Source organism: Thermoanaerobacterium calidifontis, assembly GCF_055381745.1.
The window spans coordinates 127,945-152,208 of record NZ_AP042436.1 but is presented as its reverse complement, the minus strand read 5'-3'; the positions used below and the strand labels follow the sequence as shown (position 1 = coordinate 152,208).

The window sequence follows — 24,264 nt, the reverse complement described above, 5'->3', positions numbered from 1 at the left end:
CACACTTAATCAAATAATTTCACATTTCCAATTTCATCATACCATACTTTATACCCATCTTTGCTACTGCCAGAAAACCAATAAATAGGTTTGCTATTCATATTTTTATCTTTATAAAATCTGGCATCTATAGACAGTATATAAAATTTGTCTTCTAATTCTTCCATATTACCTTCTTTAATCGCAAAATCCCTAATTATATGTAAAACATTTAATGCATCTTCTTTTTTACACCTTGAATCAATAATTATAGAAAAATATAAATAAGGTCTGGAATAATAAATTTTATATTCGGTAATACAGTTAGATTCATTTAACTTTTCTTTTAATGCTTTTATGGCACTTGTATCAATATTTTCATTATATATATATCTATGACTAATAATATATTTTGCACTTATAACAATTAAAATTGATAAAGACAAAATTATTAATACTATTAACGAGATTAGTTTATCTTTATTTATTTTAATCACCTCTACATAACCCCAAAATCTACCTAACTATTTTTTCCTCTCATAAATATAAAACAAATTAAAATAAAATTCGTTACAGTTTTTTATAAAAAATTTTTTAAATCAAAGTAAAAATTCATAGATTTTAAAGGAAATTTTTATCAAATCTCGATTTTATAACTTCTAAAAAATGTATACATTTTTTAAACTATATTGTATAATATATAAAAATACAATAATATTTTTGAAGTGGAAGAAAATTATGGTCAATATTATGTATATTTTACAATTCATATATGTTTTACTTTTATTTATCATAATTATTAAAGTTTTGATGAATGCAGCAAATTATATTGGTGAAAGGTTAAGATTTGGAGAGTTTTTTATGCACTTATTGCATTTACGAAAAGAGAAAAAATAGTTTTCATAGAATTAATAATGGAACCCGACAGTATGAGGTTCCATTATTAATTCTTAATAGACACTTCATTCTATAATATATTGCCATGTGTGTCTATGATGCCTATGTTTATAGCTGTCATTATTATTTTTATATCATTGTTCTCTCCAAATAACATACCTATAAAACAGATTACACTGGATTTTGTTACAGTTTTTAAAAATTTTTTATATTTATGGTCCTTGTCCGGGTAGATAGTCACCTTTTCTTGAAGTTATTTTCCAAACTCCATCTTCTTTAGCTAAATTGTAGTAAAATCTCATCGTTCCTCCCGGTGTAAATGTAACTAATTTTTTTGGAGCATTCTTTATATCTTCTTGTAATTTTGCTTTCATTTCCGGCTTCATTTCTTCTTTTTTATCACTTGTTTTGTATTTGCTAATATCAATACCTTCCGGAACTAATCCTACAGCGGTTGAATGTCCAGTCACATCAGCTATTACAGTCGCTGTATCACCGCTTACATCAACACTGATAAAATTTATTTTTTCAACTATATTATTCTTGTCCCTATAATCTTTACTTTCTATTTCAGCTTTAACACCCATTTGTAAAATCTGAATTCTGTCAGCCAGAATTCCAGACTTTGCACTATAATATTTTTCTGCTTCTGAAACAACCCTTTGGTACATGGCATCTGCAACGTCACTTGGAACATCTATATCTGGTGAAGTTGTATACGCTTCTGGCAAAATACAAACTGAGGCTTCCATGTTTTCTGCATCACTAATTAATTGTTTTATTTTAATTATATCTTCATTTTTATTTTTATCCTGTAAGCCTGTCAATGACATGATTGCAATTACAGCAATCAATAATACTGCCAAGCTTATAAGAATGCTTTCTTTAGTTACCAATTTTTTATTCATCAATTTGCACCTCTCTTAATTCGGTCTTATTACTTATATATTATCACTATATCAACATCAAACATATAATGTAAAATACAATAATATATTTTGGAGGTATATATTATGTCAGATGGAGATAAACACTACCATGATTATTTTGGTACAACCAGCACAGTGTTAGAGCACAACCATGATTACAAAGGATGTACCAGCTATGCCATACCATATGGCACAAGCCATATACACTATTACTCTGGGTACACGTCTATAGCCAAAAATCACAAACATTATGTGAATGGATACACAGGACCTGCCATAAGGACTAAAGATGGCCACGTCCACAAAATGGATGGCAGAACATCTTACGATAAAGACCACTATCATAATTACAGCAATTGCACTTCAAAGCAAATATACAGTTAATATGCTCCCTCTTTTGAGGGAGTTTTTATATTATTTGTGAGATATATCACATAAAAATTTGCGATTTTATGATAAAATTTTGTTAAATAAATAACCATTAGTCATGAAAACAGCAATACGAGGTGATATGATGGGTATTGAATTAGATGTAAAAAGTTTTGACGATGCCCTGAAAATATTAAGCAAAGATTACAAAATATTTGCTCCTGTAAGATTGAAGGGAAAAGGTTCATTTTCTGATACTGATCTTGTGACATACGGAGAAATTTCTTCCTATCGAGATATAGAATTAAGCGAAAAATCAAGGTATTCCCCAAAAGAGGTGATTTACCCTATAACACAAACCCTATTTTACTTTACAGAAGATGAATACAAAGAACCTGAAATTGACGATAAAGGAATCATCGTCTTTTTAAGACCTTGCGATGCTAACTCATATCTAAAATTAGACAATATTTTTCTAAAAAATGGTCCTTATGAAGATAATTATTACAAAAGGCTGAGAGATAAAGTCAAGTTCTTTGTCATAGAGTGCACAAAAGGCTTTTCTACTTGTTTCTGTGTGTCAACAAGTTCTAACAAGTTTTTAGATTATGATGTTTTTTTCCGGTTTGACAATGACAAGATAACATGCGATGTAAAAAACGACGAGTTTAGCTATGCTTTTTCAGGCAAAGAAGTGGAATTCACTCCAGAATTTATAGAAAAAAATGAAATCGAAATTAAATTGCCTGATGTAGACAAAATATCTCGAAATATAGAATATGTATTTAATCATGAATTGTGGGACGAATACACGAAAAGATGCATAGCTTGCGGAAGATGTACTGTATCATGTCCTACATGCAGTTGCTTTTCAATGCAAGATATATTTTACAAAGATAACCCTAAATGCGGAGAGAGAAGGCGGGTATGGGCTAGCTGCATGGTAGATGGATTTACTGATGTGGCAGGAGGTCACAGCTACAGGCAAAAATACGGTGAGAGAATGAGGTTTAAGGTGATGCACAAGATATACGACTACAAAAAACGCTTTGGAACAACAATGTGCGTAGGATGCGGAAGGTGTGACGATGTATGTCCAGAGTACATTTCATTTATAAAGATCGTGTCAAAAGTCACTGATGCAGTAGAGAGGTGAATCAAAATGGCAAATGTATATATGCCAAGAAAAGCAGAAATATTGTCTATAATTCCTCAAACGGATATCGATTATACTTTTAGGCTAAAATCCAATATTCTGCCAAAACATGGACAGTTTTTACAAGTATCTATACCCAAAATCGGTGAAGCTCCAATATCGATAAGCGATTACACTGATGAATACATCGAACTTACCATAAGAAAAGTAGGCACTGTAACAAATGCTATACATGAATTAAAACCGGGAGATTTCTTGTTTATAAGAGGCCCATATGGCTACGGATTCCCTATTGAAGATTTTAAAGATAAAAATGTAGTGATCGCCTCTGGCGGTACAGGTCTTGCACCTGTCAAAAGCATAATAAACAGGTATTACAGAAATCCTAAAGAGATAAAAAACCTCAATATTTTGGTGGGTTTTAAGTCTCAAAAAGACATACTTTTTGAAGATGAAATAAAAAAATGGAAAGAAAAATTTGATGTCTTATTGACTGTTGACAATGGAGATGAAACGTGGACAGGAAATACAGGTTTAATCACAAAATTTATACCAGATTTAAGTATCGAAAGCCCTAATGATACGATCGTAATTGTCGTAGGTCCACCTATGATGATGAAATTTACATGCCTTGAATTTTTAAAGCGAGGTATACCAGAGGTAAATATATGGGTATCTTTCGAAAGAAAAATGTCATGCGGCATAGGAAAATGTGGCCATTGCAAGATAAATGAAACATACGTTTGCCTTGAAGGTCCTGTATTCAACTATACAAAATCCAAACAACTTCTCGATTAAAGGGGTGAAATAATGATTCTCGATATCGATACAAAACTCTTAAAGAAAAATGCATATAGAGTGACAAAGCAAAGAGGCATAACAGCTCTAAGAATAAGGGTTCCCGGTGGAGATCTAAATATAAAGTATCTCGACATAATAAAGGAAGTAGCTGAAAAGTACGGCAATGGAACTGTTCACATTACCACGCGTCAAGGCTTCGAAATACCAGGAATATCAATGGAGAAAATTGACGAGATAAATGAACTTATATCCCCTATTATAAGAGGACTTAAAGATGAAGGTGTCCAAATAGAAGATGAAGAAGGAGGATACCCTGCCGCAGGCACAAGAAACGTGTCGGCTTGCATCGGTAATCGGGTATGCCCATTTGCCAACTACGATACAACAGCACTTGCATTAAAGATAGAAAATCTAATATACCCTAATGACTATCACGTAAAAATCGCAGTCACTGGTTGCCCCAATGATTGCATAAAAGCTCACATGCAAGACATAGGCATCATAGGTCAAGTTGAACCAATTTACGATCCATCAAGATGTATCGGGTGTCAAGCATGTGTAAAGAACTGTAAAAGAAGAGTGACTGGTGCCCTTACTTTTGAAAACTTCAAAGTCGTAAGGGATCCCAATAGATGCATTGGTTGCGGTGAATGCATATTGAAGTGTCCAACTTCTGCATGGACAAGAGGCGAAAAATACTATAGAATCGTCATAATGGGTAGAACAGGCAAGAAAAACCCAAGACTGGCGCAGACATTTATCGAGTGGGCAGACGAAGAATCTGTGCTAAAAATAATAAAAAACATGTACGACTTTATCGATAAATACATCGACAGAACCTTAGATAAAGAGCATGTTGGATATATTGTCGATAGGGAAGGATTTAAAAAGTTTAAAGAAGAAGTATTAAAAGACGTCAAACTGTCTAAAAAAGCTAAAGTAGCAAATCATATAGATTACACAGGTTATAGATACGAAAGAAATACAATATACGATTAAGATAAGCCATTTTCGGCTTATCTTTTTATCCATTTAGTATTGATATCGCTATTTCCTTTAAACCTTGATTTTAAATTGCCAACTAAATTGAACACACCATGTGATAAATTGTAAATAAATCCAATAGCTTTGTCATCGAATTCATAATTGTAGTTTAAAGAATTCCCTTTATACAAGCCTTTTTCTTTCATATCTCTTTCAATTTCTGTCCCTGCTAATGGCAAGAGTCTACTTACAGGGTAATAGTCAAGCCTTTCCTTGCCTATCAATTTCACTGCATTATTTATAAAAGAAATGTTTTCGCTAAGCTCTTTAAAATTTATATGCGGATCAAACATTATAAATCCCATAGATATATAAAGCTCTAAATCATTTAAAATCTTTAAAGCATTTATATTATCCTCAACCCTTACATCTTTTTTAAAACGGTCAAGAACTGTTTGCGATCCTGATTCAACACCTAAAAATACTCTTTTAAGCCCAGCCTTCTTTAGAATGGAAAAAAGCTCCTTGTCTACATCGTTTACTCTGCATTGTATGCTAAAATTGATATTCATGCCGCTTCGTATGATCTCCTCGGCTAATCTATATGCCCTTTCATAACTTTTGCCTTTACCGCCTACAAACTCAGCATCGTTGAAAAATAAATTTCTTACATTGTATTTTTCATATAGTATTTTTATCTCATCAATGACATTTTCTACGCTTCTTTGCCTATATTTTTGACCAAACTGAGAAAAAAATGGCCCAACACTGCAAAAGCTGCATCTTCCATAGCATCCTCTTGATGTAAGTATTGATGCAAAACCTGATTTTAAGATTACTATCGGAAGCGTATCTCTTTCAGGATATGGCATGTTATCAAGGTCATCTATGAGAGGTCTTTTGTCATTTACCTTTAAAGTATCGCCGTCCTTATAAGCTATGCCTTCTATATCCTTCCATTCTTCATCTTTTAGTATCTTTTTTGCAAGCTCTGTAAAAGTGAGCTCTCCTTCACCTAAAACAACTGTGTCAATCTGAGGGCACTCCATCAATATCTCATCGTATGAAAAAGTAGGGTATATGCCACCTACAGATAAATGCCCCTTATAGCCCGTTTCCTTTATTCTTTTTATAAAACTTAAAGCTTCAATCGCACCATCCTGAAAAGGTATGCTTACACCTATCAATTTTGGCTTGTCTTGCTTTATATCGTAAATAACATCATCTGGAAACAAATCATAAAGTGGCATATCCACTATCTTTACACTGATGTGCTCTTTTCTAAGAAAAGCTGCTATATATGCAAGTCCTAAATGTTCATATTTATCTTTCATATTTGATGATGGAGGATTTATAAGAAAAACATCGTACTGCTCCATTGTATCAATTCCTTTCAAATTTCCAACAATACACAACAAATATATATTTCTACACAAATCTTAAAAATCCTCCAAGCATATGTAACAATTTTATATATTTTGCAATTTTTCGTAGTTCAATTCAGAGAATGAACGTATAACCATGTCCGCCATACTTATGTCTTGATCTCCCGAATTAGGATTTATAAATCCCACTACTTTCATGCCAGCGCTTTTTGCAGCCAAAACTCCTTTATTTGAGTCCTCTATTACTATGCACTTTTCAGGTACAATATTAAGTTTTTCTGCCGCATAAAGAAAAATATCAGGATATGGCTTACTTCTCTGTACAAAATCACCTGATACAAGCTTGTCAAAATAGCTTTCAAGCTTGAGTCTTTTTACAACAAGTTCAATTACATCAATAGGTGATGATGAAGCAACTGCAAGTTTCACTTCTCTTGAATACAATTCTTTTACAATTTCGTCTATGCCTTCTATAGGTTTTACTGCATCGTCATTTTCTGATATATAGTCAAAATACCTTTTTCTGTCCATCTCAACAAGTTCTTCAACCGTAAGGGGCACATTGCACTTATTTTTTACATATTCCCACATATAGTGAGACGTTGTCCCCACAAACGAAATATGCTCATCAAAAGATATATTGGCTCCTATTTCCTTGAAAATCTCTTCTTCCAATTGTATGTGCAGTGGCTCACTGTCGATTAATACACCATCCATATCAAAAATAACTGCTTCAAACACTTTAAGCACTCCTTCTACCTTTATTCGCTACACATATAGTATATAAATTATTTAATCTCTTGTGAAGCCCTCATATAATTACTGTCGTTTTCCTTAATCCAAATGATGTGCTTTACTATTGCAAAAAATTTTAGACACTACATATATCTAAATATGTTATAATTATACTTGAGGTAGTCGAACAAGCAGGGTGCGGTTGCCACTATCCTTATAAGGAGGTGGTTGCTATGATAAATACATATCAAGCATTGTCTTTGATGATAATGTTTGGAATGTTAATTATAGCAATCCTCGATTTTAAGAGGAAGAAATAACCGCCCTGCTGAACCCAGAGCGGTTAAAATTTAAACCGTCTTTTGGGGCAACCGCATTTTGCGGACGGCTGCCTCTTTATTTTTATTATAGCATAATTTTCAAAAAAATAAACTAAAATTTTAAATTAAACCTTAGAATTCACGTGAATTATAAATCTTTACTGAAATCATATATGAAAGAGCATAAATGAGAAGTGCCATTATAATCAGTTCATTTGCCACAAATGTATTTGATTGATTCTTAAAAAGCGTGATTAAAGAATTTAATACTTGAGAGTTCGTTCCATACTTGTTTATTACACTTATTAATCCCGTAACACCAAAAAACAATCCAAAAAACATGACAAAGTTTATCCATCTCGTCTTGATGTACCCGAATTTAAAATAAAAAGGCAGGTATATACCATAATAAACAGCTAATCCAAAAATCAAAACTGGTTCAATCGTCAATGTGGAAAACCTTATAGGTAACTGAAGCATATTTCCAATACCCACTACTATTATATATTCTATTGCACCTAATGCAGCAAACAGAAAAACGGATACGTATTTTTCCATTACTAAAATAGAACGCTTGATTGGGAGGCTGGCTAAAACAATTTCGGATCTGTTTTTCTCTTCATATGAAGCGGCAGTAAGCACGAAAATGTATGGAAATACAAAAACAGTCAATACGCCGCCTAAATTATTGCTGCTGAAGGCAAATGAATAAATCGCTGCCAACAATATGCCGTATAAAAATTGCTTTTTCTGCACTAATATATCTTTCAACAATAGACTATACATTAAAATCCCTCCTGGTATAATAGAGCATTACATCTTCCAACGTCGGCTTTTCGATTAACACCTTATCGCCTAAAATTCTTTTCATTTGCTTTTTGTCGTATACAAGACCTTCGAAGCCAAAATTGTTTATCTTGACTCCAACAAATCTCTTTTTTATCTCATCATCTAACAATTCTTTGTTGCCTTTTATCAAGCCGTAATTGTCTAAAATCTCATCTTTTGAAGATGATAGTATTATCTCACCATTGTCAATCAAAACTATATAATCAGCTATCTTATCTAAATCTGATGTTATATGTGTAGAAAAAAACACGCTTTTGTTTTCATCCTGAATAATATTCGAAAGAATGTCTAAAATTTCACTGCGAACAACAGGATCAAGCCCTGACGTAGGCTCATCCATCATCAATAAATCGGCATTATGAGAAAGAGCAATCGCCAGTGAAAACTTCATCTTCATTCCCTTCGAGAGATCTTTTATTTTCTTTTTTGGCGGTATATCAAATTTTTTAATATACTTACTGAATAAATCATCATCCCATTCTTTATAAAACGATGCAATTATTTCCTTCATTTCTAAAACAGTCAATTCTTCATAAAAATAACACTCGTCGTACACAAAACCTATCTTATTTTTCACTTCCATCTCATGTTTTATATTATCCTTTCCAAAGACCTTTATTTCACCGCCATCTCTTTTTAATAAGTTCATTATAAGCTTTATAGTAGTGCTTTTCCCGGCGCCATTTTGTCCTATAAATCCCATTATATATCCTCTATCAAGTTTGAAACTTATATCTTTCAAACTAAAACCTCTATAATTTTTCCTCAGATTTTTAACCTCCAATATCGGTTCCATCGTACAACCTCCTAAAACTTATTGATAGATACTTAATCTGTAAGATAAATTTCATTCATATAAAAGTCTCAGCATCTCTTCCATTTCTTCTAACTTTAAATCAATAGCTTTTCCCGCCTCAACAGCCTCAGAAAGTTTCTCCTCTACAATTTTTAATCTCATCTCTCTCATAAATTCTTTATTTTGAGCGGCTACATATGATCCTTTGCCAGGTTTTGTAACAATGTAACCTTCCTTCTCAAGGTCTTCATAAGCTCTTTTTGTCGTGATAACGCTTATCATAAGTTCTTTTGCAAGATTTCTAATTGACGGAAGTAATTCTCCTTCTTTAAGTTCACCGCTTAAGATTGAATTTTTAATCTGCCTTTTTATCTGTTCATATATTGGCTCATCAGATGAATTCGAAATTACAATGTTCATTTACATGCAAATCTCCTTCTTTTAACTGTATATAGTTAATACTGTATATATATATTATATACAGTATTAACATCAATGTCAATCACATCTATGTATTTTTTTTCTTGACTCTCCATCAAAATAATGTTAGAGTAACTTTATAAAATCATATGAGGAGGAATTTACAATAGATATCAATATTAAAAGTTTAAAAATCGGCGATTTAGTGGCAAAATTACCAATAATCCAAGGTGGAATGGGCATAGGAGTGTCACTAAACAATCTCGCTTCTGCCGTCGCCAATGAAGGTGGCATCGGCGTAATATCTGCAGCAGGTATTGGCATGTTGGAAAAAGATTTTGCTACAAATTACATTGAGGCAAATATAAGGGCACTTAGAAAGGAAATTAAGAAAGCCAGAGAAAAAACTACAGGTATAATTGGCGTTAATATAATGGTAGCACTTTCAAATTTTGCTGATATGGTTAAAACATCAATAGATGAAGGAATTGATATAATCTTTTCCGGCGCAGGACTTCCATTAAATCTCCCTAAATTTTTGAATAAAACATCTAAGACTAAATTAGTACCTATTGTTTCATCTGAAAGGGCATTCAATCTTATAGCAAAAAGATGGCTGCAAAAATACGATTATTTGCCAGATGCTGTTGTCGTTGAAGGTCCAATGGCTGGTGGTCACTTAGGATATTCAAATGAGCAAATATCAAATCCTGACTATTCTCTTGATAAAATACTAAAAGACGTATTAGAAAAAACAAGACAATATGAGAAAATCTCAGGAAAGCAAATACCTGTCATTGCTGCTGGTGGAATATATACAGGTGAAGACATATACAAATATCTAAAAATGGGTGCTGCTGGTGTACAAATGGCCACGCGTTTTGTCACAACCGATGAATGCGATGCGTCAGATGAATTTAAAAAGTCATATCTAAACTGCAAAAAAGAAGATATAGCTATAATAGAGAGTCCTGTCGGTATGCCAGGTAGAGCAATCATTAATAAGTTCCTTAATGATGTAAAATCAGGTGAAAGAAAACCATATAAGTGTTTGTATCACTGCATTAAGACGTGTGACTATAAAAAAAGCCCTTACTGTATATCGCAAGCACTTATAAACGCTCAAAAAGGACTTATGGCAAATGGATTTGCATTTGCCGGGGCCAATGCCTATAGAGCGGATAAGATAATACCCGTTAAAGATTTAATTGGTACTATCATGGATGAGTATAATAAAGCGCTTTATTTAAACATGTGACTATTTAAAAGACTGCCGTATTGGCAGTCTTTTTAAATTATTTTCTGGGCTTTGAAATCTCTACGCTTATTCTTTTACCATCGATTGTTTTACCAGACAATTGGTCAATTATATTTTTTGCAGCGCTTCTGGCCACATTTACAAACGAAAATTTTTCAAATATGTCTATATCCTGTATATCATTTTTGGGAATGCGGCAATCTGAAAAAAGCTTAATTGCAGTCCTCTTATTGAATTTGTCTTTTCTCCCTAAATTGATAAACAGCCTTAAATAATCCCGTTCAATGTCATTTCTATACACATCTTCCCCATAATACATATCCATCAAAGCTGCCGCAACATCTACAAGGTTGTATTCTTCGTCAAGCTCCATTGCCAATGGCACAAACCTTTTATAATCTTTTTTTTCCAATGTCTTTTTGATTTCAGCTATCATTTTATTGTACTTGACTTCCAGTATGTCATCTACAGTTGGCAGTTCTTTTCGCTTTATTTTGCATCTTGTGGCTTTTTCTATCCTCTTTAATGCTGGATACTCCCTTGATGTCACTAATGTATAAGCGACGCCGCTTCTATTTGCCCTTCCTGTCCTGCCAATTCTGTGAACATACGATTCTACATCTTGTGGCAGATTGTAATTTATGACGTGTGTCACATTTTCAATATCTATGCCTCTTGCTGCTACATCAGTCGCCACTAAGAAATCCAAAATACCTTCTTTGAATTTCCTAAGCGTATTTATCCTTTGATTTTGGCTCATATCACCGTGCATACCTTCAACATTGTATCCTCTCGACTGCATATTTTCTGTAAGCTCATCAACTTCCTTTTTCGTTTTGCAGAAAATTATCGTGCTTGACGGCTCTTCAACATCTAATATTCTGCAAAGAGATTCAAACCTTTCTTGGTTTTTCACCTCGTAATAAAAATGCTGGACTGTTGAAACGGTCATAGTCTTTTTTACGATAGAAATAAATTTTGCATCGCTTTTCATGTATTTCTTTGCAAGATTCTTTATTTCATCCGGCATCGTGGCAGAAAACATCATGGTCTGTCTTTCTTTATTTGTATGGTTTATGATTTCTTTAATATCGTCTATAAACCCCATATCCAGCATTTCATCTGCTTCATCTAAAACAAGGTACTTCACATCGTTCAATCTCAATATATCCCTCTTAATAAGGTCCAGAACTCTGCCGGGAGTGCCAATTATTATATCTACGCCTCTTTTTATTGCTTTAATCTGCCTATCTATTTGCACGCCACCATAGACAGGAAGCAATCTCACTTTAGAATACTTTCCAATGCGGGCCAATTCATCATTTACTTGTATTGCCAACTCTCTTGTAGGAGTCAAAATAAGGCAAAACACTTTCCCTTCATTTGAACCAATATTGTTTATGATAGGTGCACCGTACGCTAGCGTCTTGCCGGTTCCTGTCTCTGCCTGTCCTATTACATCTGACCCTTCTAATAAAATGGGTATTACTTCCGACTGTATTTTAGATGGCTCTTCAAATCCCATATCATCGATAGCTTTTAAAATTTTTTCATTTAAATTTAATTCCTTAAAATCCATTAATCTTTTGTCTCCTTAATATTTTTTATTCACCTGGTATTATTTTTTACAAAATCAACTGCAATATGTGAATATCCAGGTATCTATTAAATTTGTAACCTAATTCCTTTAATGTACCAACAATTTTGAAGCCGTACTTTTCGTGCAAGTGAATGCTTACATCGTTGCCTTCAGATATTCTGGCTACTATAGTGTGAAATTCATTTTCCTTTGCGTGTTCTATAATCTTCTTGATTAATTTATCCCCAATGCCGCGCCCCTTGTACGACTCATCAACGTAAATCGAGTCTTCCGCCACAGCTCTATAGCCGCATTTTTCAGACCAAATGGATAATGACGCCCAACCTACAACAATGTCGTCTTCTACTGCCACAAAAACGGTATATCTGTCATTGTGGACCTCAAACCACTTTTTATGATACTCTAATGGCCTTGGTTCAGTATCAATTGTTGCTGTCGTGTTTAATACAGCTTGATTGTATATGTCATTTATCCTTTCAATATCATCTATATTAGCTTTTCGAATGATCATAAAGACCGTTCCTTTCAATCAAATTGGCTTTAAAAGAATCCGATATAAATACTTTAACATATAATGCTGAAATTGCATATATATAATCAAAATAATTTTCAAAAATTCTCATGGAGATGTATTATATGAATAATAAATCGTTTGATATAAAAAAACACTCATTTATAGTAAATGCTGATTACAATGATGTTTTGCTTTTAGCAAAATTAATTCAGGCAGAAAGCGAAAGTGAACCAATGATTGGAAAAGTCGCCATAGGAGCTGTGGTCGTAAACAGAGTGCAAAATCCAAATTTCCCTGATACAATATCTGAAGTCATATTTGAGCCTGGACAATTTGAAAGCGTAGCAAATAATCGCATATTCAATATAGAAAAAATAGACGATGAATGTATTATTTCAGCTTTAAAAGCATTGGAAGGAGAAGATCCCACAGATGGTTCTCTGTACTTTTACAATATGTATACAGCAACAAACGATTGGATTAAATCAAAAAAAGTGAATGTTTCCATAGGAAAACATAATTTTATAGCATAAGAAAGCAGGGCAATGCCCTGCTTTCTTTCAGCATATTCTGGGAAGAAGTTCGCCAATTGGTCTATCAACGATTCTATTTGTGCCATAGACTGTTTCTATCGTCACAAGGCCAGAGTCATCGATTTCACCTATAATAGCGGCATCTTTACCGTATTTATCCTCTTTCATTATTTCCAATGCCTTATAAGCAAAGTCTTTATCAACTACACACACAAGCTTTCCTTCATTAGCAAGGTGCAGATAATCGATGCCTAACATACTACAAGCCGATTTTACGCTTTCTTTCACAGGCAGCTTATCTTCATGAATTTTGATTCCCACATTGCTCATGCCAGCTATCTCGTACAGAACTTCCGCAACACCGCCCCTTGTAGGATCTCTTAAGATTTTCACAGCATCTCTAAGAGCCATAAGCTTCTCCACCATTTTATTTAAAGGTGACACATCAGAAAGAAGAGGAGGGTCAAAATCAAGCCCTTCCCTGGCACCCATCACTGCCATCCCATGATCTCCAATTGTCCCCGAAACTATCACTACATCTCCAGGTTTTCCGTTTTTAATAGACACGTAAGCTCCATCAGGTAAAATGCCTATTCCGGCAGTATTTATGAAGATTCCATCTGCACTGTTTTTTTCTACAACCTTTGTATCACCTGTCACAATTTGTACACCAGCTTCATTAGCCGCATCTACCATAGAGTCGACTATCTTTTTAATGTCATCAACCGGAAATCCCTCTTCAATTATAAATGATGCACTCAAGAAAAGAGGCTTTGCACCACGCATGGAGACGTCATTTACAGTACCGCATATTGCCAACCTTCCAATGTCACCACCTGGAAAGAAAACAGGCTTTACTACAAAGCTGTCTGTAGTAAAAACGGTCTTGCCTGGCAGCAATGCTGCATCTTCCATCTGATTTAGATATTCGTTATTGAACTTTTCTATGAATATTTCGCTTATGAAGCTTTGCATCATCGAACCGCCGCCACCGTGTGACATCAATACCTTTTCCATATACCGTTCCTCCTCGATTTTACTCGCCGTACTTGTAGTACGCCGCACAAGATCCTTCTGATGAAACCATGCAAGGCCCAACAGGATTTAAAGGTGTGCAAGCTTTGGCAAACAGTGGGCATTGTTTTGGCGTTATAATCCCTTTCAGCACATCACCACAGCGACAGCCTTTTATCTCTGTACTGCTATTGGGCTTTTTAATCTTAAATTTTTTCTCTGCATCGTATTCGCTATACTTATCACGTATCCTAAGCCCTGATCCTTCTATCATGCCAAGGCCTCTCCATTCAGCATCGCTTTCTTCAAATATTTCATCCATCAATCTTTGCGCTTCAGTATTTCCTTCCTCTTTTACGACCCTTTTATACTGAATTTCTATCTTAGGATCTTTTAAGTTTTTTAAAATCATTACGACGCTCATCAATATGTCTGTTGCTTCAAATCCGGATACGACACCGCCAATATTGTATTTATCAACCAAAAAATTATATATAGTGCTTCCTGTTATGGCACTTACATGGCCTGGAAGTAGAAATCCCCGAATGTCTGATCCATTTACAACAAGTACCTCCAATGCCTTTGGCATTGTCTTATGAAGGCAATACACGCTGTAATTCTTTATTTTTTTTGTGTACGCTTCTTTTATAGTCATGGCAACAGACGGGATTGTCGTCTCAAAGCCTATCCCAATAAAAACTACCTCTTTACTTGGGTTTGCTATAGCATAATCCAGTGCATCAAGTGGTGAATAAAACACCCTCACATCTCTGCCTTTCGCCCTCTCCTCTTGCAGCGAAGAATCATTTCCAGGCACTCTTACCAAATCTCCAAATGTGGCAATAGTCACTCCTTGACTTGCCAAAGATATTGATGCATCAATCTCATTTTGTGCCGTCACACAGACAGGACATCCTGGCCCCGATATGAGCTTTATATTTGGCGGCAATATCTGCCTTAAGCCGTATTTCGATATAGCCATAGTGTGAGAACCGCAGACTTCCATTATTTTAATAGATTCTCCAGTATTATACCTATCTATAAGCTCTTTGGCTGTATTTATGATGCCTTGCATAGAAATACCTTTCCTTTCTTATTTTTGTTTGAAGCTTTCTCTCAAAGCTTCCTCCATTTCTTCCCAAAGCCTTAGATCTTCTTCAGCCGTCTCTTTATCTACAATGCTTATGGCTACACCTGCGTGAACCATGACATAATCTCCAATCTTGACATCAGGTACCATTGATATGGACACCCTTCTTTTTAGTCCGTTTAATTCAGTCTCTGCCACATCTCCATCGATTTTTACTACCTTTTGTGCGACAGCAATACACATAATTACACCTCCATCATATAGTTTGCTATGACTGCTTGGCCTAAGGAAATGCCACCGTCATTGCAAGGTATCTTGCTATTGGAATAAACAAGAAATCCTTCTTTTGATAATCTATCAATGATATTTTCCAATAAATATTTGTTCTGAAAGCTTCCACCGCTTAAAACCACTTTATCTATATTGTACTTTTCGCCAAGTCTCAATGCCACATAAGCAGTAAACTCTACAATTGTATTGTGAAATCTGGCGGATATTATTCCCTTGCTTACTCCTTTTTTATAGTCAGAATAAACCTGCTTTAAAATACCTGATGTATCCACCACATACTGGTCATCACTTGATACCGTAAAGTCATAATATGATCGATCACTTTCTATGATGCTTTCAAGCTCCATGGCTGCTTGTCCTTCATATAGGACAGTGTCTTTAACACCAATCAGTGATGCAACTGCATCAAACAATCTACCCATGCTGGACACCAATGGTGCGTTTATCTTTTTGTCTATCTGCGCTTTTATGATCTCCAATTCCTTTACATCAAACCTTTTAAGGTATTCATGGTAGCTATCCATATCTTCATTTATAAAGCCTATTGCAGTTCTGTATATCCTTTTTATAGCAAGTTCTCCGCCTGGAAGCGGATTGTACTTTATATGGCCAGCCCTTACGAAGTCTTTCAAATCAGCTATCAAAAATTCAGCACCCCAAATATTTCCATCCAATCCATATCCCGTGCCATCATATGAAAAGCCTATTACTTTGTCATCTATGCCGTATTCCGCCATACAGCTTGCTATGTGTGCATGATGGTGCTGCGTGTATATTACGGGCAAGCCCAGTGTCTTTGCAAACTGCGTCGACAAATAACCTTGATGCATGTCACACGCCACAAATTGCGGCTCCACTTTAAAAAGTTTCATGTACTTCTTTATCTCATCTACATAATACATGTACGTCTTGCTGTTATCGAGATCTCCTATGTGATGGCTTAGAAATGCGTAATTGCCTTTAGTCAAGCAAAACGTGTTTTTGTAATACCCTCCAACGGCAAGTATCGGTTTAAAGTCCATTTTAAGCACCATAGGCTCTGGAGCATATCCTCTCGATCGCCTTATGACTCTTTCGCTTTTAGCTTTCCAAGATGTAACCGTATCGTCAATCCTATTTACAATGTCTCTATCATTTAAAAGGAAACTGTCTGCTATGTCTTTAAGCCTCTTTATTGCTTCATCATTGTCTTTGCACAGAGGCTCTTCACTGATATTGCCACTGGTCATGACAACTGGAAAATCTATATATTTAAACAAAAGATAATGTATAGGCGCGTAAGGAAGCATCACACCTACGCTGTCAAGGCCATCGCTTACACCTTCAAACTCGTATTTCTTTTTTAAAAGGACGATAGGCCTTCTTTGGCTATTTAATAGCTCCATTTCATCATGGCTTACATGGCAATACCTTTTTACAGCTTCTACATCTTTCATCATAAGCGCCAGAGGCTTTCCATACCTGTTTTTCCTATCTCTAAGCCTTAATACAGCCTCATGGGATAATGCATTTACAGCCAGATGAAAGCCGCCTATCCCCTTTATAGCAACGATTTTCCCTTTTCTTAAATCTTCAGCAACTGCCATAATGGGATCAATATTCGTGCTTTCGCCAACATATTTAAGGGATGGTCCACAATCGTAACATGCTACAGGCTGTGCATGAAACCTCCTGTCTAAAGGATTTTCATACTCGTCTCTACATAATTTACACATGGGGAATTTTTTCATAGACGTCTTTGGCCTGTCGTATGGTATATCCTCTATGATGGAAAATCTCGGACCGCAGTTTGTGCAATTTATGAACGGGTAGTTATATCTCCTGTTTTTTTCGTCCATCATCTCACTTACGCATTCGTCGCATACACCCATATCAGGAGAAATCGGCACAAATCCCTCATCTGCTTTGCTTGACTTTATGCTAAAACCTTTATATCCTACAACATCACAATCTTCTACAGATATCTCGTCTATCTTCGAAAGCTTCGGAGGATTGTCTTTTAATTCCATCAAAAACGCATCTATTTCATCATCATAACCCTCCACGTTAATAGAAACACCAGATGATGTGTTATAAACGATGCCTGACAAGCTGTGTTTTAATGCCAAATTGTAGACAAACGGTCTAAATCCTACACCTTGAACAATTCCTTTAATATTTATTTGCCTTGCACGTATTCGTCGTATTTCTCTTTCAGCCATTTCGCCAGCACCTCAAAGCCTTCCCCTGTCCTTGATGATACTTCAAAAATCTCAGCTTCATCATTAAGCGTCTTTACACCATCGTAAAAATACTGCTTATTGAAGTCAAAATACGGCAACAAATCTATCTTGTTTATAACGACTGCTTTCGCCTTTGAAAACAAGAGAGGATATTTGTATGGTTTATCATCGCCCTCAGCAACATTTGCCATAGCCAATTTGAAGTCTTCACCAAGTTCAAAATCTGAAGGACATATTAGATTTCCTATATTCTCTATGAACAATATTCCGCCTTTAAAATCAAGCGTAGACAATGCTTTGTTTATTGAATTTGCATTCAGATGACAAGCACCACCAGTATTTATCTGCACCACCGGTATATTTCTTTCAGCCATCTTGCGGGCATCTATATCAGACGCTACATCGCCTTCTATGACACCACAAGGAATATCCATGTTTTCTATAAGCTTCAATATGAAACTTGTTTTGCCTGTACCAGGTGAGCCGATTATGTTTACCATCATGATTTTTCTTTCATCTTTTATGCTTTTGTTTTCTTCCGCAATGTTGTTGTTGGCTTCAAGCACATCTTTAATAATCTTTATTTCCATTTATAATACACTCCTTATTCAACATCTATACTATCTATATAAAGTTCTTTGCCTTTCTCAATCAAAACACCGCTGCTGCCGCAATAGGGACACTTAAACGTGAAATTACCCCTATTATAAATCATGCCGCAACTGCGGCATTTAAACTCTGCTTTCACTTTTTTAAAATCAAGCTTAGCACCGTATAATGGCGTTCCTTCGCTTAAAACATCAAAATAAAACCTTATGCTTTCTTCTTCAAACCCGGTTAATTCCCCAAGCACGATGTTTATTTTGGTCACCTTATTGATATTTCTTTTTTTAGCTTCATCAGAAACCATGCTTACGATGCTTTCAGTTATAGACAATTCATGCATTTAAGCACCGGCTTTCTCAGAATCATCGTGTTTTTCCAAGTGAATGTTGTACTTTTTGTCTGTGCAGCTTCTGTAATGCACATCAAGCTTTAAACATTTCTTAGGGCACTTTTCCACGCATACGCCACACAAGACACATTCAAACGGATTGTACTCCCAAACGCTGGTCTTTCTGTCCACCTTTATGCAGTTTGATGGACACACTCTCTGGCACATGCCGCAAAAAATGCATTCATCAATGTTGTTTTCCAAATGACCTCTGTTTATATCAAAGGGCTTTCTTTCTTCAAAAGGATACATACGAGTCACTGGCTTCTTTGACAGATTAGAAAACACGCTTTTTAGCATATCCAACATCTCAATAACACCTCTTCCCTGACAGATTATCTTTCCGTACAACTGATGCAAGGATCGATGGTCAGTATGAGTACAGGGACATCTTGCAAATGAGAACCAGGCAATATTTTCAAAAGAGCCGGTATATTAGCAAAGGTAGGTGTTCTTATGCGAAGCCTATCCAAAAATTTCGTACCATTTGATTTAATGTAGTACACCACTTCTCCTCTTGACTGCTCAAGCCTTGATATGACTTCACCAGCAGGTGGATTGCCTTTTACAGGAACACTTATTTCCCCTTCAGGCATCTTTCCTAACGCCTGTCTTATAAGGTCAATTGACTGGAATATTTCCTTCATCCTAACCAAATTCCTGGCATAGCTGTCACCGGCTTTTTCCACAATCGGCTCAAAGTCAAGATACTTATAAGCAGCATAGCCAGTAGTCCTAAGATCTAAATCCACGCCGCTTCCCTTAGCCATAGGTCCAGTTGCGCCAAGCTCGTACGCTTCTTCTTTCGTCAAAACTCCTATGCCAACAGTTCTTTGCTTTACAGTATAGTTGTTCATAACCACATCATTAATATCTTTAAGTTGCCTCTCAACATCGTCTAACTCTTTTAAGATCCACTTAGCTTGTTCGCTATTTATGTCTTTTCTGACACCGCCTACTATATTAACTGAAATTATCACTCTGTTGCCTGATGTGGCTTCCAGTATGTCCATTATCTTCTCGCGAATCTTCCACGTCTGCATAAAGAGATTTTCAAAGCCAAATGCATCAGCAAAAAGTCCAAGCCATAAAAGATGACTGTGTATCCTGTGGAGTTCTGCCCAAATAGTCCTTAAATATTCAGCTCTTACAGGAACCTGAACACCCATCAGTTCCTCTATTGCTTCACAATAATCCTGCCCATGCATACAACTGCATATGCCGCAAACCCTCTCTACGACGTAAACCATCTGGTTAAAGTCCTTTTTCTGAGCCAAAGTTTCCAGCCCTCTATGAACAAAACCGAAAGCAGGATATGCTTCTACTACCTTTTCATCCTCTACAACAAGTTTTAAGTGAATCGGCTCAGGCAAAACAGGGTGCTGTGGCCCAAACGGAATCGTACTTTTATCACTCATTCTTACCACCCTTTTCTCTTCTTATAATCTCTATGTCTGCTTGTGGACTTATTGGAGAGCTTTCTCCCAACATAAAATTCCCTCCGAAATCAACTGCAAGACCATCAAACTCAACTCCAAAAAGCTCTTTTATCTCATTCTCTACTGCCAGCGCACATGAATAAATGTCTGAAACGCTGGGCACATTTTTCCCATCAGTTATGATGTGGATGTTTTCTAAATCATAACCTATGGCAAATGTGTATATGATTTTAAACTTATCTTCTAAATTAAGGCACGTTTCTGTGACAAATCTATATCCACCATCGTGGTATTTCTTCACTTCACTTTTTAGATTGCCTATTTCCACTTCTCTGCTATTTACGATCATAAAATCACTCCTAACCTAAGCTTTTGGCTGAAACTATTACTTCCTTGCGGGAATACTTCTCTTTTAATATTTGTGCCGCCTTGTAAAGACCATCTATCATGGCCTCAGGCTTAGCTGGACATCCTGGAACGTACACATCAACAGGAATCACCTTGTCTATGCCGCCTAACACATTGTAGCAGTCCCTAAATATGCCTCCGCTGCATGCACAAATTCCCGCTGCCACAACTACTTTTGGATCAGGCATCATGTCATAGACATTTTTCAATACATCTTTATTTTTTTCATTTACAGTGCCCGTTACTATTAAGATATCAGCATGTTTCGGATTTCCCACATTTACCATACCAAATCTTTCCATGTCATATATAGGCGTCATACATGCCAAAACCTCTATATCACATCCATTGCAACTTCCACAATCGTAATGGACTACCCATGGTGATTTTGAGAAGGACTTTTTCACAAATTCTTTTAAACCCATAAATTTATCACCTCGATACATTGCTAAAGTACAGGTAAGCAATATTTAAGACTGTAAAACTTATACCCACAATCCAGCTAAAGCTAAGCATCCACTTAAGCGTCATCCTTGCAGATATATTATCTACAATTATATCTAAAAAGAATACAAAAAGCGATATCAAAGCACCAATCACAAGATTTTGCGACCAGAAAATTGCCAGCATTGCTAAAAGCAGCACTAACTCATACCAATCAGCTATTTCTATTAAAGCCAGATACGGCCCTGCGTAATCTGTGAGAATCCCTCTTACAAGCTCTTGATGAGCATGTTCAGATGTAGAAAAATCAAATGGAGATTTCTTTATTTTTATGTCCAGTACAAGGCTTAAAACCACAAAAATAAGCGGCAAATCCAAAAGAAGCCTTCCATGTGACATTATATCGTGCAAATTAAAGCTTCCAGCTACGTAGTACATGCCAATAAGCACAAATATAAGGAGAGGTTCATATGCCAACATCTGCATTAATTCCCTCTGGGCCCCTACTTGGCTGTATGGAGACCTTGTAGCCAATGCCCCTATTACATAGAAAACAAGCCCTATTGACATTATGAAAATTATCATAAGAAGGTCAGCTTTTATCGCAAAGAAACCGACACTTAGTATAGCTGATAATAAGTATATATACGCTGCGAATATCTGAAAGTCGTTCACTATCATCTTTTCTTTAGAAAGCAATTTTACAACGTCGTAAAAAGGTTGCAATACAGGCGGGCCATACCTCCCTTGAATAAGTGCCGTTACTTTTCTGTCTAATCCGGTTATAAGTCCACCTATAAGCGGGGTCAAAATGACCGCCGCCGCAAAAACCAAATAATCTACCCACGTCATAGCAATATCCCTCCGAAAACCGCCAGTATCAAAATAAATGAGATGTAGTTCATGTACTTCGTCATCTTCTCTTCATTTATTATGCTTGGAAGATAATAATTTTTTACATCATAGCCGTTATTTGAATCATCATAATTAAGTCCAGCCTCGTACGGCTTTGTCTCCACTATGTCACGTGAATTCCTTATTGTCAAAAACGCCAAGATAACAGCTAAACCTATGGCAAAAAACACTGGATATATGGAAAAACCGCCAAGATTGCTTTCAAGGTATCCTGATGCAGCTTTTATCGAAATGGACATCTTAAGCATGTTTATTTCAGGCTTTACAATTGCATTAAAAAGCTGCGTCACAGCCAAGCTCAATACGATTGCTATCGTAACTAAACTGTATAAAGCAAACTTTATTGTTGACGGCTGTTTTTCTACGAAAAATTTGCTGTTATGCCCTTCTGATAAGATATTGCCTATCCACCTGGTGTAGTACATGACTGTTATAGCGCTGCCTAAAATCAAAAGCAGTGCCACAAGTAGATTTCTCGATGCTGCTTCAATGGCCATCCACTTGCTTAAAAGCATACCAAATGGTGCAATCATCAATGACAAAATGCCTATAAAAGTTATGATAGTCGTAACAGGCATTTTTGTGATAAGCCCCTTCATATCCTCGATGTCACGGCTGCCTATATTTTGCTCAATCGTACCAACGCACAGGAACAAGAGAGCCTTTGACACTGCATGGAATATTAAAAGCAAAATTGCCGCCGTTATAGCGCTGGAAGTATTAATTCCTATGCTGGATATCATCAATCCTAAGTTGGCAATCGTGGAATACGCCAATATCTTCTTCCCATTGCTTTGACTTAAAGCCAATATAGACGTAGCGATAAACGTGAAAGCACCATACAGTGCTATAAATCCACTTAACGTAGTCCCTCTAAATGTAGGAGCTAATCTTAAGATAAGGTATATAGCAGCTTTCACCATCGTACTTGAGTGCAAAAGTGCCGACACCGGTGTCGGTGCCACCATAGCACCTAAAAGCCAACTTTGGAATGGCATTTGAGCAGACTTTGTAAATGCACCTAATACCATAAAAGCCACAGGTATCAGCAAAATATACGATGTATCAGACTTCAAAACAGCATCTAATGTTATCATGCCAGTATATTTGTATAGGATTATGATTCCAACTAACAATGAAAATCCACCAAACATATTAATCCACAAGGCTCTTGATGCGTTTTTGATTGCCACTTCTGTCTTATCGTGGGAAATAAGCAAGAAAGATGACAGAGAAGTTATCTCCCAGAAGAAATACAACCACATTAAATTATTAGAGAATATTATGCCATTCATTGCTCCAAAGAACAAGAGTATGACTGCAAAAAATCTTGATTGCCTTGATTTAACCAATTTCTCTTCTTTTTCATGATGGTCCATGTAGCCAAAAGCATACAAAGCTATTATAGGTCCTACTATCGAAACTACCAAATTCATTATTATTGAAAGATTGTCGATGTAAAATGCGCTTACCTCTTGCTCTTTTAGTACAAACAGTTCAAAGTACGCAAGAGGCAATATCTGCAATATTGAAAAAATCGCTATCTTAGGTTCTTTTACCTTAAATGATACATAAAGGGTATAAAGCAAAAGCACATAATCGCCAACTTTTATCAATTTATCAATGATTCCATAAAATGATGTCCCAACGACCGTTGGCAAATTGGCAGTTTTAAAAATCGCCAATGAACTTAAAAATACAATAAGCAATGTAGCCGAAACAAATGCTTTCCTCGCCGCTGCCTTACCAATTGTAATTGTTATCAAGCTCATTACAATCGGAGCAATAATGCTTATTAAAACCAGATCACTTGTCATTTTTTCACTCCTTATCTATTCGATTTAATGAATATTATATATTGTATACATTTTTAAATACCCATTTTGATTATAAATCTAATTGAATAATAAGTCAATTGTATT

General features: G+C 35.7%; 28 protein-coding genes. 7 read left to right on the top strand and 21 right to left on the bottom strand.

The window, feature by feature from the left end:
- Positions 1-5 precede the first annotated feature (5 nt).
- Together ACZ42G_RS00815 and ACZ42G_RS00810 are read right to left on the bottom strand one after the other, a co-directional pair.
- Complete coding sequence (locus ACZ42G_RS00815; RefSeq protein WP_464851007.1) at positions 6-476, bottom strand: hypothetical protein; 471 nt, start codon at positions 474-476, stop codon at positions 6-8.
- Between the two features lie 612 nt (positions 477-1,088).
- A complete protein-coding gene (locus ACZ42G_RS00810; protein WP_274893761.1) occupies positions 1,089-1,784 on the bottom strand; it encodes a hypothetical protein in 696 nt (231 codons plus the stop codon).
- A 105-nt stretch (positions 1,785-1,889) separates the two neighbouring features.
- Here ACZ42G_RS00810 and ACZ42G_RS00805 point away from each other — a divergent pair, with 105 nt between their 5' ends.
- The 4 genes from ACZ42G_RS00805 to asrC all read left to right on the top strand — a co-directional run bounded on the left by ACZ42G_RS00805 (position 1,890) and on the right by asrC (position 5,130).
- Positions 1,890-2,189: a YmaF family protein gene (locus tag ACZ42G_RS00805; RefSeq protein ID WP_464851005.1), complete on the top strand. Its 300-nt coding sequence runs from the start codon at positions 1,890-1,892 to the stop codon at positions 2,187-2,189.
- A gap of 130 nt (positions 2,190-2,319) precedes the next feature.
- A complete protein-coding gene (asrA, locus tag ACZ42G_RS00800) occupies positions 2,320-3,330 on the top strand; it encodes an anaerobic sulfite reductase subunit AsrA (protein ID WP_464852068.1) in 1,011 nt (336 codons plus the stop codon).
- Positions 3,331-3,336: 6 nt separating this feature from the next.
- Positions 3,337-4,128, top strand: coding sequence for an anaerobic sulfite reductase subunit AsrB (asrB, locus tag ACZ42G_RS00795; RefSeq protein ID WP_464851003.1), 792 nt, complete (start codon positions 3,337-3,339; stop codon positions 4,126-4,128).
- Between the two features lie 12 nt (positions 4,129-4,140).
- A complete protein-coding gene (gene asrC, locus ACZ42G_RS00790; protein ID WP_464851001.1) occupies positions 4,141-5,130 on the top strand; it encodes a sulfite reductase subunit C in 990 nt (329 codons plus the stop codon).
- A 17-nt stretch (positions 5,131-5,147) separates the two neighbouring features.
- Here asrC and ACZ42G_RS00785 read toward each other — a convergent pair whose 3' ends face one another.
- Positions 5,148-6,551, bottom strand: coding sequence for a B12-binding domain-containing radical SAM protein (locus tag ACZ42G_RS00785; RefSeq protein ID WP_464851000.1), 1,404 nt, complete (start codon positions 6,549-6,551; stop codon positions 5,148-5,150).
- Between the two features lie 33 nt (positions 6,552-6,584).
- Positions 6,585-7,241: an HAD family hydrolase gene (locus tag ACZ42G_RS00780; protein ID WP_464850999.1), complete on the bottom strand. Its 657-nt coding sequence runs from the start codon at positions 7,239-7,241 to the stop codon at positions 6,585-6,587.
- Positions 7,242-7,468: 227 nt separating this feature from the next.
- Between ACZ42G_RS00780 and ACZ42G_RS00775 the strand changes: the two genes are divergently transcribed.
- Positions 7,469-7,555, top strand: a complete 87-nt coding sequence (locus tag ACZ42G_RS00775; RefSeq protein ID WP_350494259.1) for a putative holin-like toxin — start codon at positions 7,469-7,471, stop codon at positions 7,553-7,555.
- Between the two features lie 132 nt (positions 7,556-7,687).
- Here ACZ42G_RS00775 and ACZ42G_RS00770 read toward each other — a convergent pair whose 3' ends face one another.
- Genes ACZ42G_RS00770 through ACZ42G_RS00760 form a run of 3 tightly spaced genes read right to left on the bottom strand, consistent with a single transcriptional unit; the run spans position 7,688 to position 9,620 of the window.
- On the bottom strand, positions 7,688-8,341 hold the full coding sequence (locus ACZ42G_RS00770) for an ABC-2 transporter permease (protein ID WP_464850997.1): 654 nt from the start codon (positions 8,339-8,341) through the stop codon (positions 7,688-7,690).
- Positions 8,334-9,200, bottom strand: a complete 867-nt coding sequence (gene pmtA / locus ACZ42G_RS00765) for a phenol-soluble modulin export ABC transporter ATP-binding protein PmtA (RefSeq protein WP_464850995.1) — start codon at positions 9,198-9,200, stop codon at positions 8,334-8,336. The genes ACZ42G_RS00770 and pmtA overlap by 8 nt, the downstream gene beginning before the upstream one ends.
- A gap of 51 nt (positions 9,201-9,251) precedes the next feature.
- Positions 9,252-9,620, bottom strand: a complete 369-nt coding sequence (locus ACZ42G_RS00760) for a GntR family transcriptional regulator (RefSeq protein WP_434642899.1) — start codon at positions 9,618-9,620, stop codon at positions 9,252-9,254.
- A 235-nt stretch (positions 9,621-9,855) separates the two neighbouring features.
- Between ACZ42G_RS00760 and ACZ42G_RS00755 the strand changes: the two genes are divergently transcribed.
- Positions 9,856-10,878, top strand: coding sequence for an NAD(P)H-dependent flavin oxidoreductase (locus ACZ42G_RS00755; RefSeq protein ID WP_464850993.1), 1,023 nt, complete (start codon positions 9,856-9,858; stop codon positions 10,876-10,878).
- Between the two features lie 37 nt (positions 10,879-10,915).
- Here ACZ42G_RS00755 and ACZ42G_RS00750 read toward each other — a convergent pair whose 3' ends face one another.
- Both ACZ42G_RS00750 and ACZ42G_RS00745 read right to left on the bottom strand, forming a co-directional pair.
- The gene (locus ACZ42G_RS00750; RefSeq protein WP_464850991.1) at positions 10,916-12,457 is read right to left on the bottom strand and encodes a DEAD/DEAH box helicase; all 1,542 of its coding nucleotides are present in this window, start codon (positions 12,455-12,457) and stop codon (positions 10,916-10,918) included.
- A 46-nt stretch (positions 12,458-12,503) separates the two neighbouring features.
- Entirely contained in the window at positions 12,504-12,989 is a 486-nt protein-coding gene (locus tag ACZ42G_RS00745) for an N-acetyltransferase family protein (protein ID WP_464850989.1), read from the bottom strand.
- 125 nt (positions 12,990-13,114) lie between these two features.
- On the opposite strand from ACZ42G_RS00745, the gene ACZ42G_RS00740 reads away from it, so the two are divergent.
- Positions 13,115-13,525 (top strand): cell wall hydrolase, encoded by a 411-nt coding sequence (locus tag ACZ42G_RS00740; RefSeq protein WP_464850988.1) that lies wholly within the window; start codon positions 13,115-13,117, stop codon positions 13,523-13,525.
- Positions 13,526-13,552: 27 nt separating this feature from the next.
- Here ACZ42G_RS00740 and hypE read toward each other — a convergent pair whose 3' ends face one another.
- Genes hypE through ACZ42G_RS00680 form a run of 12 tightly spaced genes read right to left on the bottom strand, consistent with a single transcriptional unit; the run spans position 13,553 to position 24,159 of the window.
- Positions 13,553-14,542, bottom strand: a complete 990-nt coding sequence (gene hypE, locus ACZ42G_RS00735; protein WP_464850986.1) for a hydrogenase expression/formation protein HypE — start codon at positions 14,540-14,542, stop codon at positions 13,553-13,555.
- Positions 14,543-14,561: 19 nt separating this feature from the next.
- Positions 14,562-15,614 (bottom strand): hydrogenase formation protein HypD, encoded by a 1,053-nt coding sequence (gene hypD / locus ACZ42G_RS00730; protein WP_464850985.1) that lies wholly within the window; start codon positions 15,612-15,614, stop codon positions 14,562-14,564.
- Between the two features lie 18 nt (positions 15,615-15,632).
- Positions 15,633-15,872, bottom strand: a complete 240-nt coding sequence (locus tag ACZ42G_RS00725; protein ID WP_085112501.1) for a HypC/HybG/HupF family hydrogenase formation chaperone — start codon at positions 15,870-15,872, stop codon at positions 15,633-15,635.
- Between the two features lie 2 nt (positions 15,873-15,874).
- Positions 15,875-18,121, bottom strand: a complete 2,247-nt coding sequence (hypF, locus tag ACZ42G_RS00720; protein ID WP_464850984.1) for a carbamoyltransferase HypF — start codon at positions 18,119-18,121, stop codon at positions 15,875-15,877.
- Positions 18,079-18,732: a hydrogenase nickel incorporation protein HypB gene (hypB, locus tag ACZ42G_RS00715; protein WP_085112503.1), complete on the bottom strand. Its 654-nt coding sequence runs from the start codon at positions 18,730-18,732 to the stop codon at positions 18,079-18,081. Before hypB ends, hypF begins: the two co-directional genes overlap by 43 nt.
- A 14-nt stretch (positions 18,733-18,746) precedes the next feature.
- Complete coding sequence (hypA, locus tag ACZ42G_RS00710; RefSeq protein ID WP_464850983.1) at positions 18,747-19,088, bottom strand: hydrogenase maturation nickel metallochaperone HypA; 342 nt, start codon at positions 19,086-19,088, stop codon at positions 18,747-18,749.
- A complete protein-coding gene (locus tag ACZ42G_RS00705) occupies positions 19,089-19,445 on the bottom strand; it encodes a 4Fe-4S binding protein (RefSeq protein ID WP_085112505.1) in 357 nt (118 codons plus the stop codon).
- 26 nt (positions 19,446-19,471) lie between these two features.
- Positions 19,472-20,554 (bottom strand): hydrogenase large subunit, encoded by a 1,083-nt coding sequence (locus ACZ42G_RS00700; RefSeq protein ID WP_274893745.1) that lies wholly within the window; start codon positions 20,552-20,554, stop codon positions 19,472-19,474.
- On the bottom strand, positions 20,547-20,924 hold the full coding sequence (locus tag ACZ42G_RS00695; protein WP_013786934.1) for an NADH-quinone oxidoreductase subunit C: 378 nt from the start codon (positions 20,922-20,924) through the stop codon (positions 20,547-20,549). Before ACZ42G_RS00695 ends, ACZ42G_RS00700 begins: the two co-directional genes overlap by 8 nt.
- Before the next feature lie 10 nt (positions 20,925-20,934).
- Positions 20,935-21,408 carry an NADH-quinone oxidoreductase subunit B family protein gene (locus ACZ42G_RS00690; RefSeq protein WP_013786933.1) on the bottom strand — a complete coding sequence of 158 codons (474 nt, stop codon included), beginning with the start codon at positions 21,406-21,408 and terminating at the stop codon, positions 20,935-20,937.
- A gap of 7 nt (positions 21,409-21,415) precedes the next feature.
- Complete coding sequence (locus ACZ42G_RS00685; protein ID WP_464850982.1) at positions 21,416-22,279, bottom strand: respiratory chain complex I subunit 1 family protein; 864 nt, start codon at positions 22,277-22,279, stop codon at positions 21,416-21,418.
- Positions 22,276-24,159, bottom strand: a complete 1,884-nt coding sequence (locus ACZ42G_RS00680; RefSeq protein ID WP_085112508.1) for an NADH-quinone oxidoreductase subunit 5 family protein — start codon at positions 24,157-24,159, stop codon at positions 22,276-22,278. Before ACZ42G_RS00680 ends, ACZ42G_RS00685 begins: the two co-directional genes overlap by 4 nt.
- Positions 24,160-24,264 lie beyond the last annotated feature (105 nt).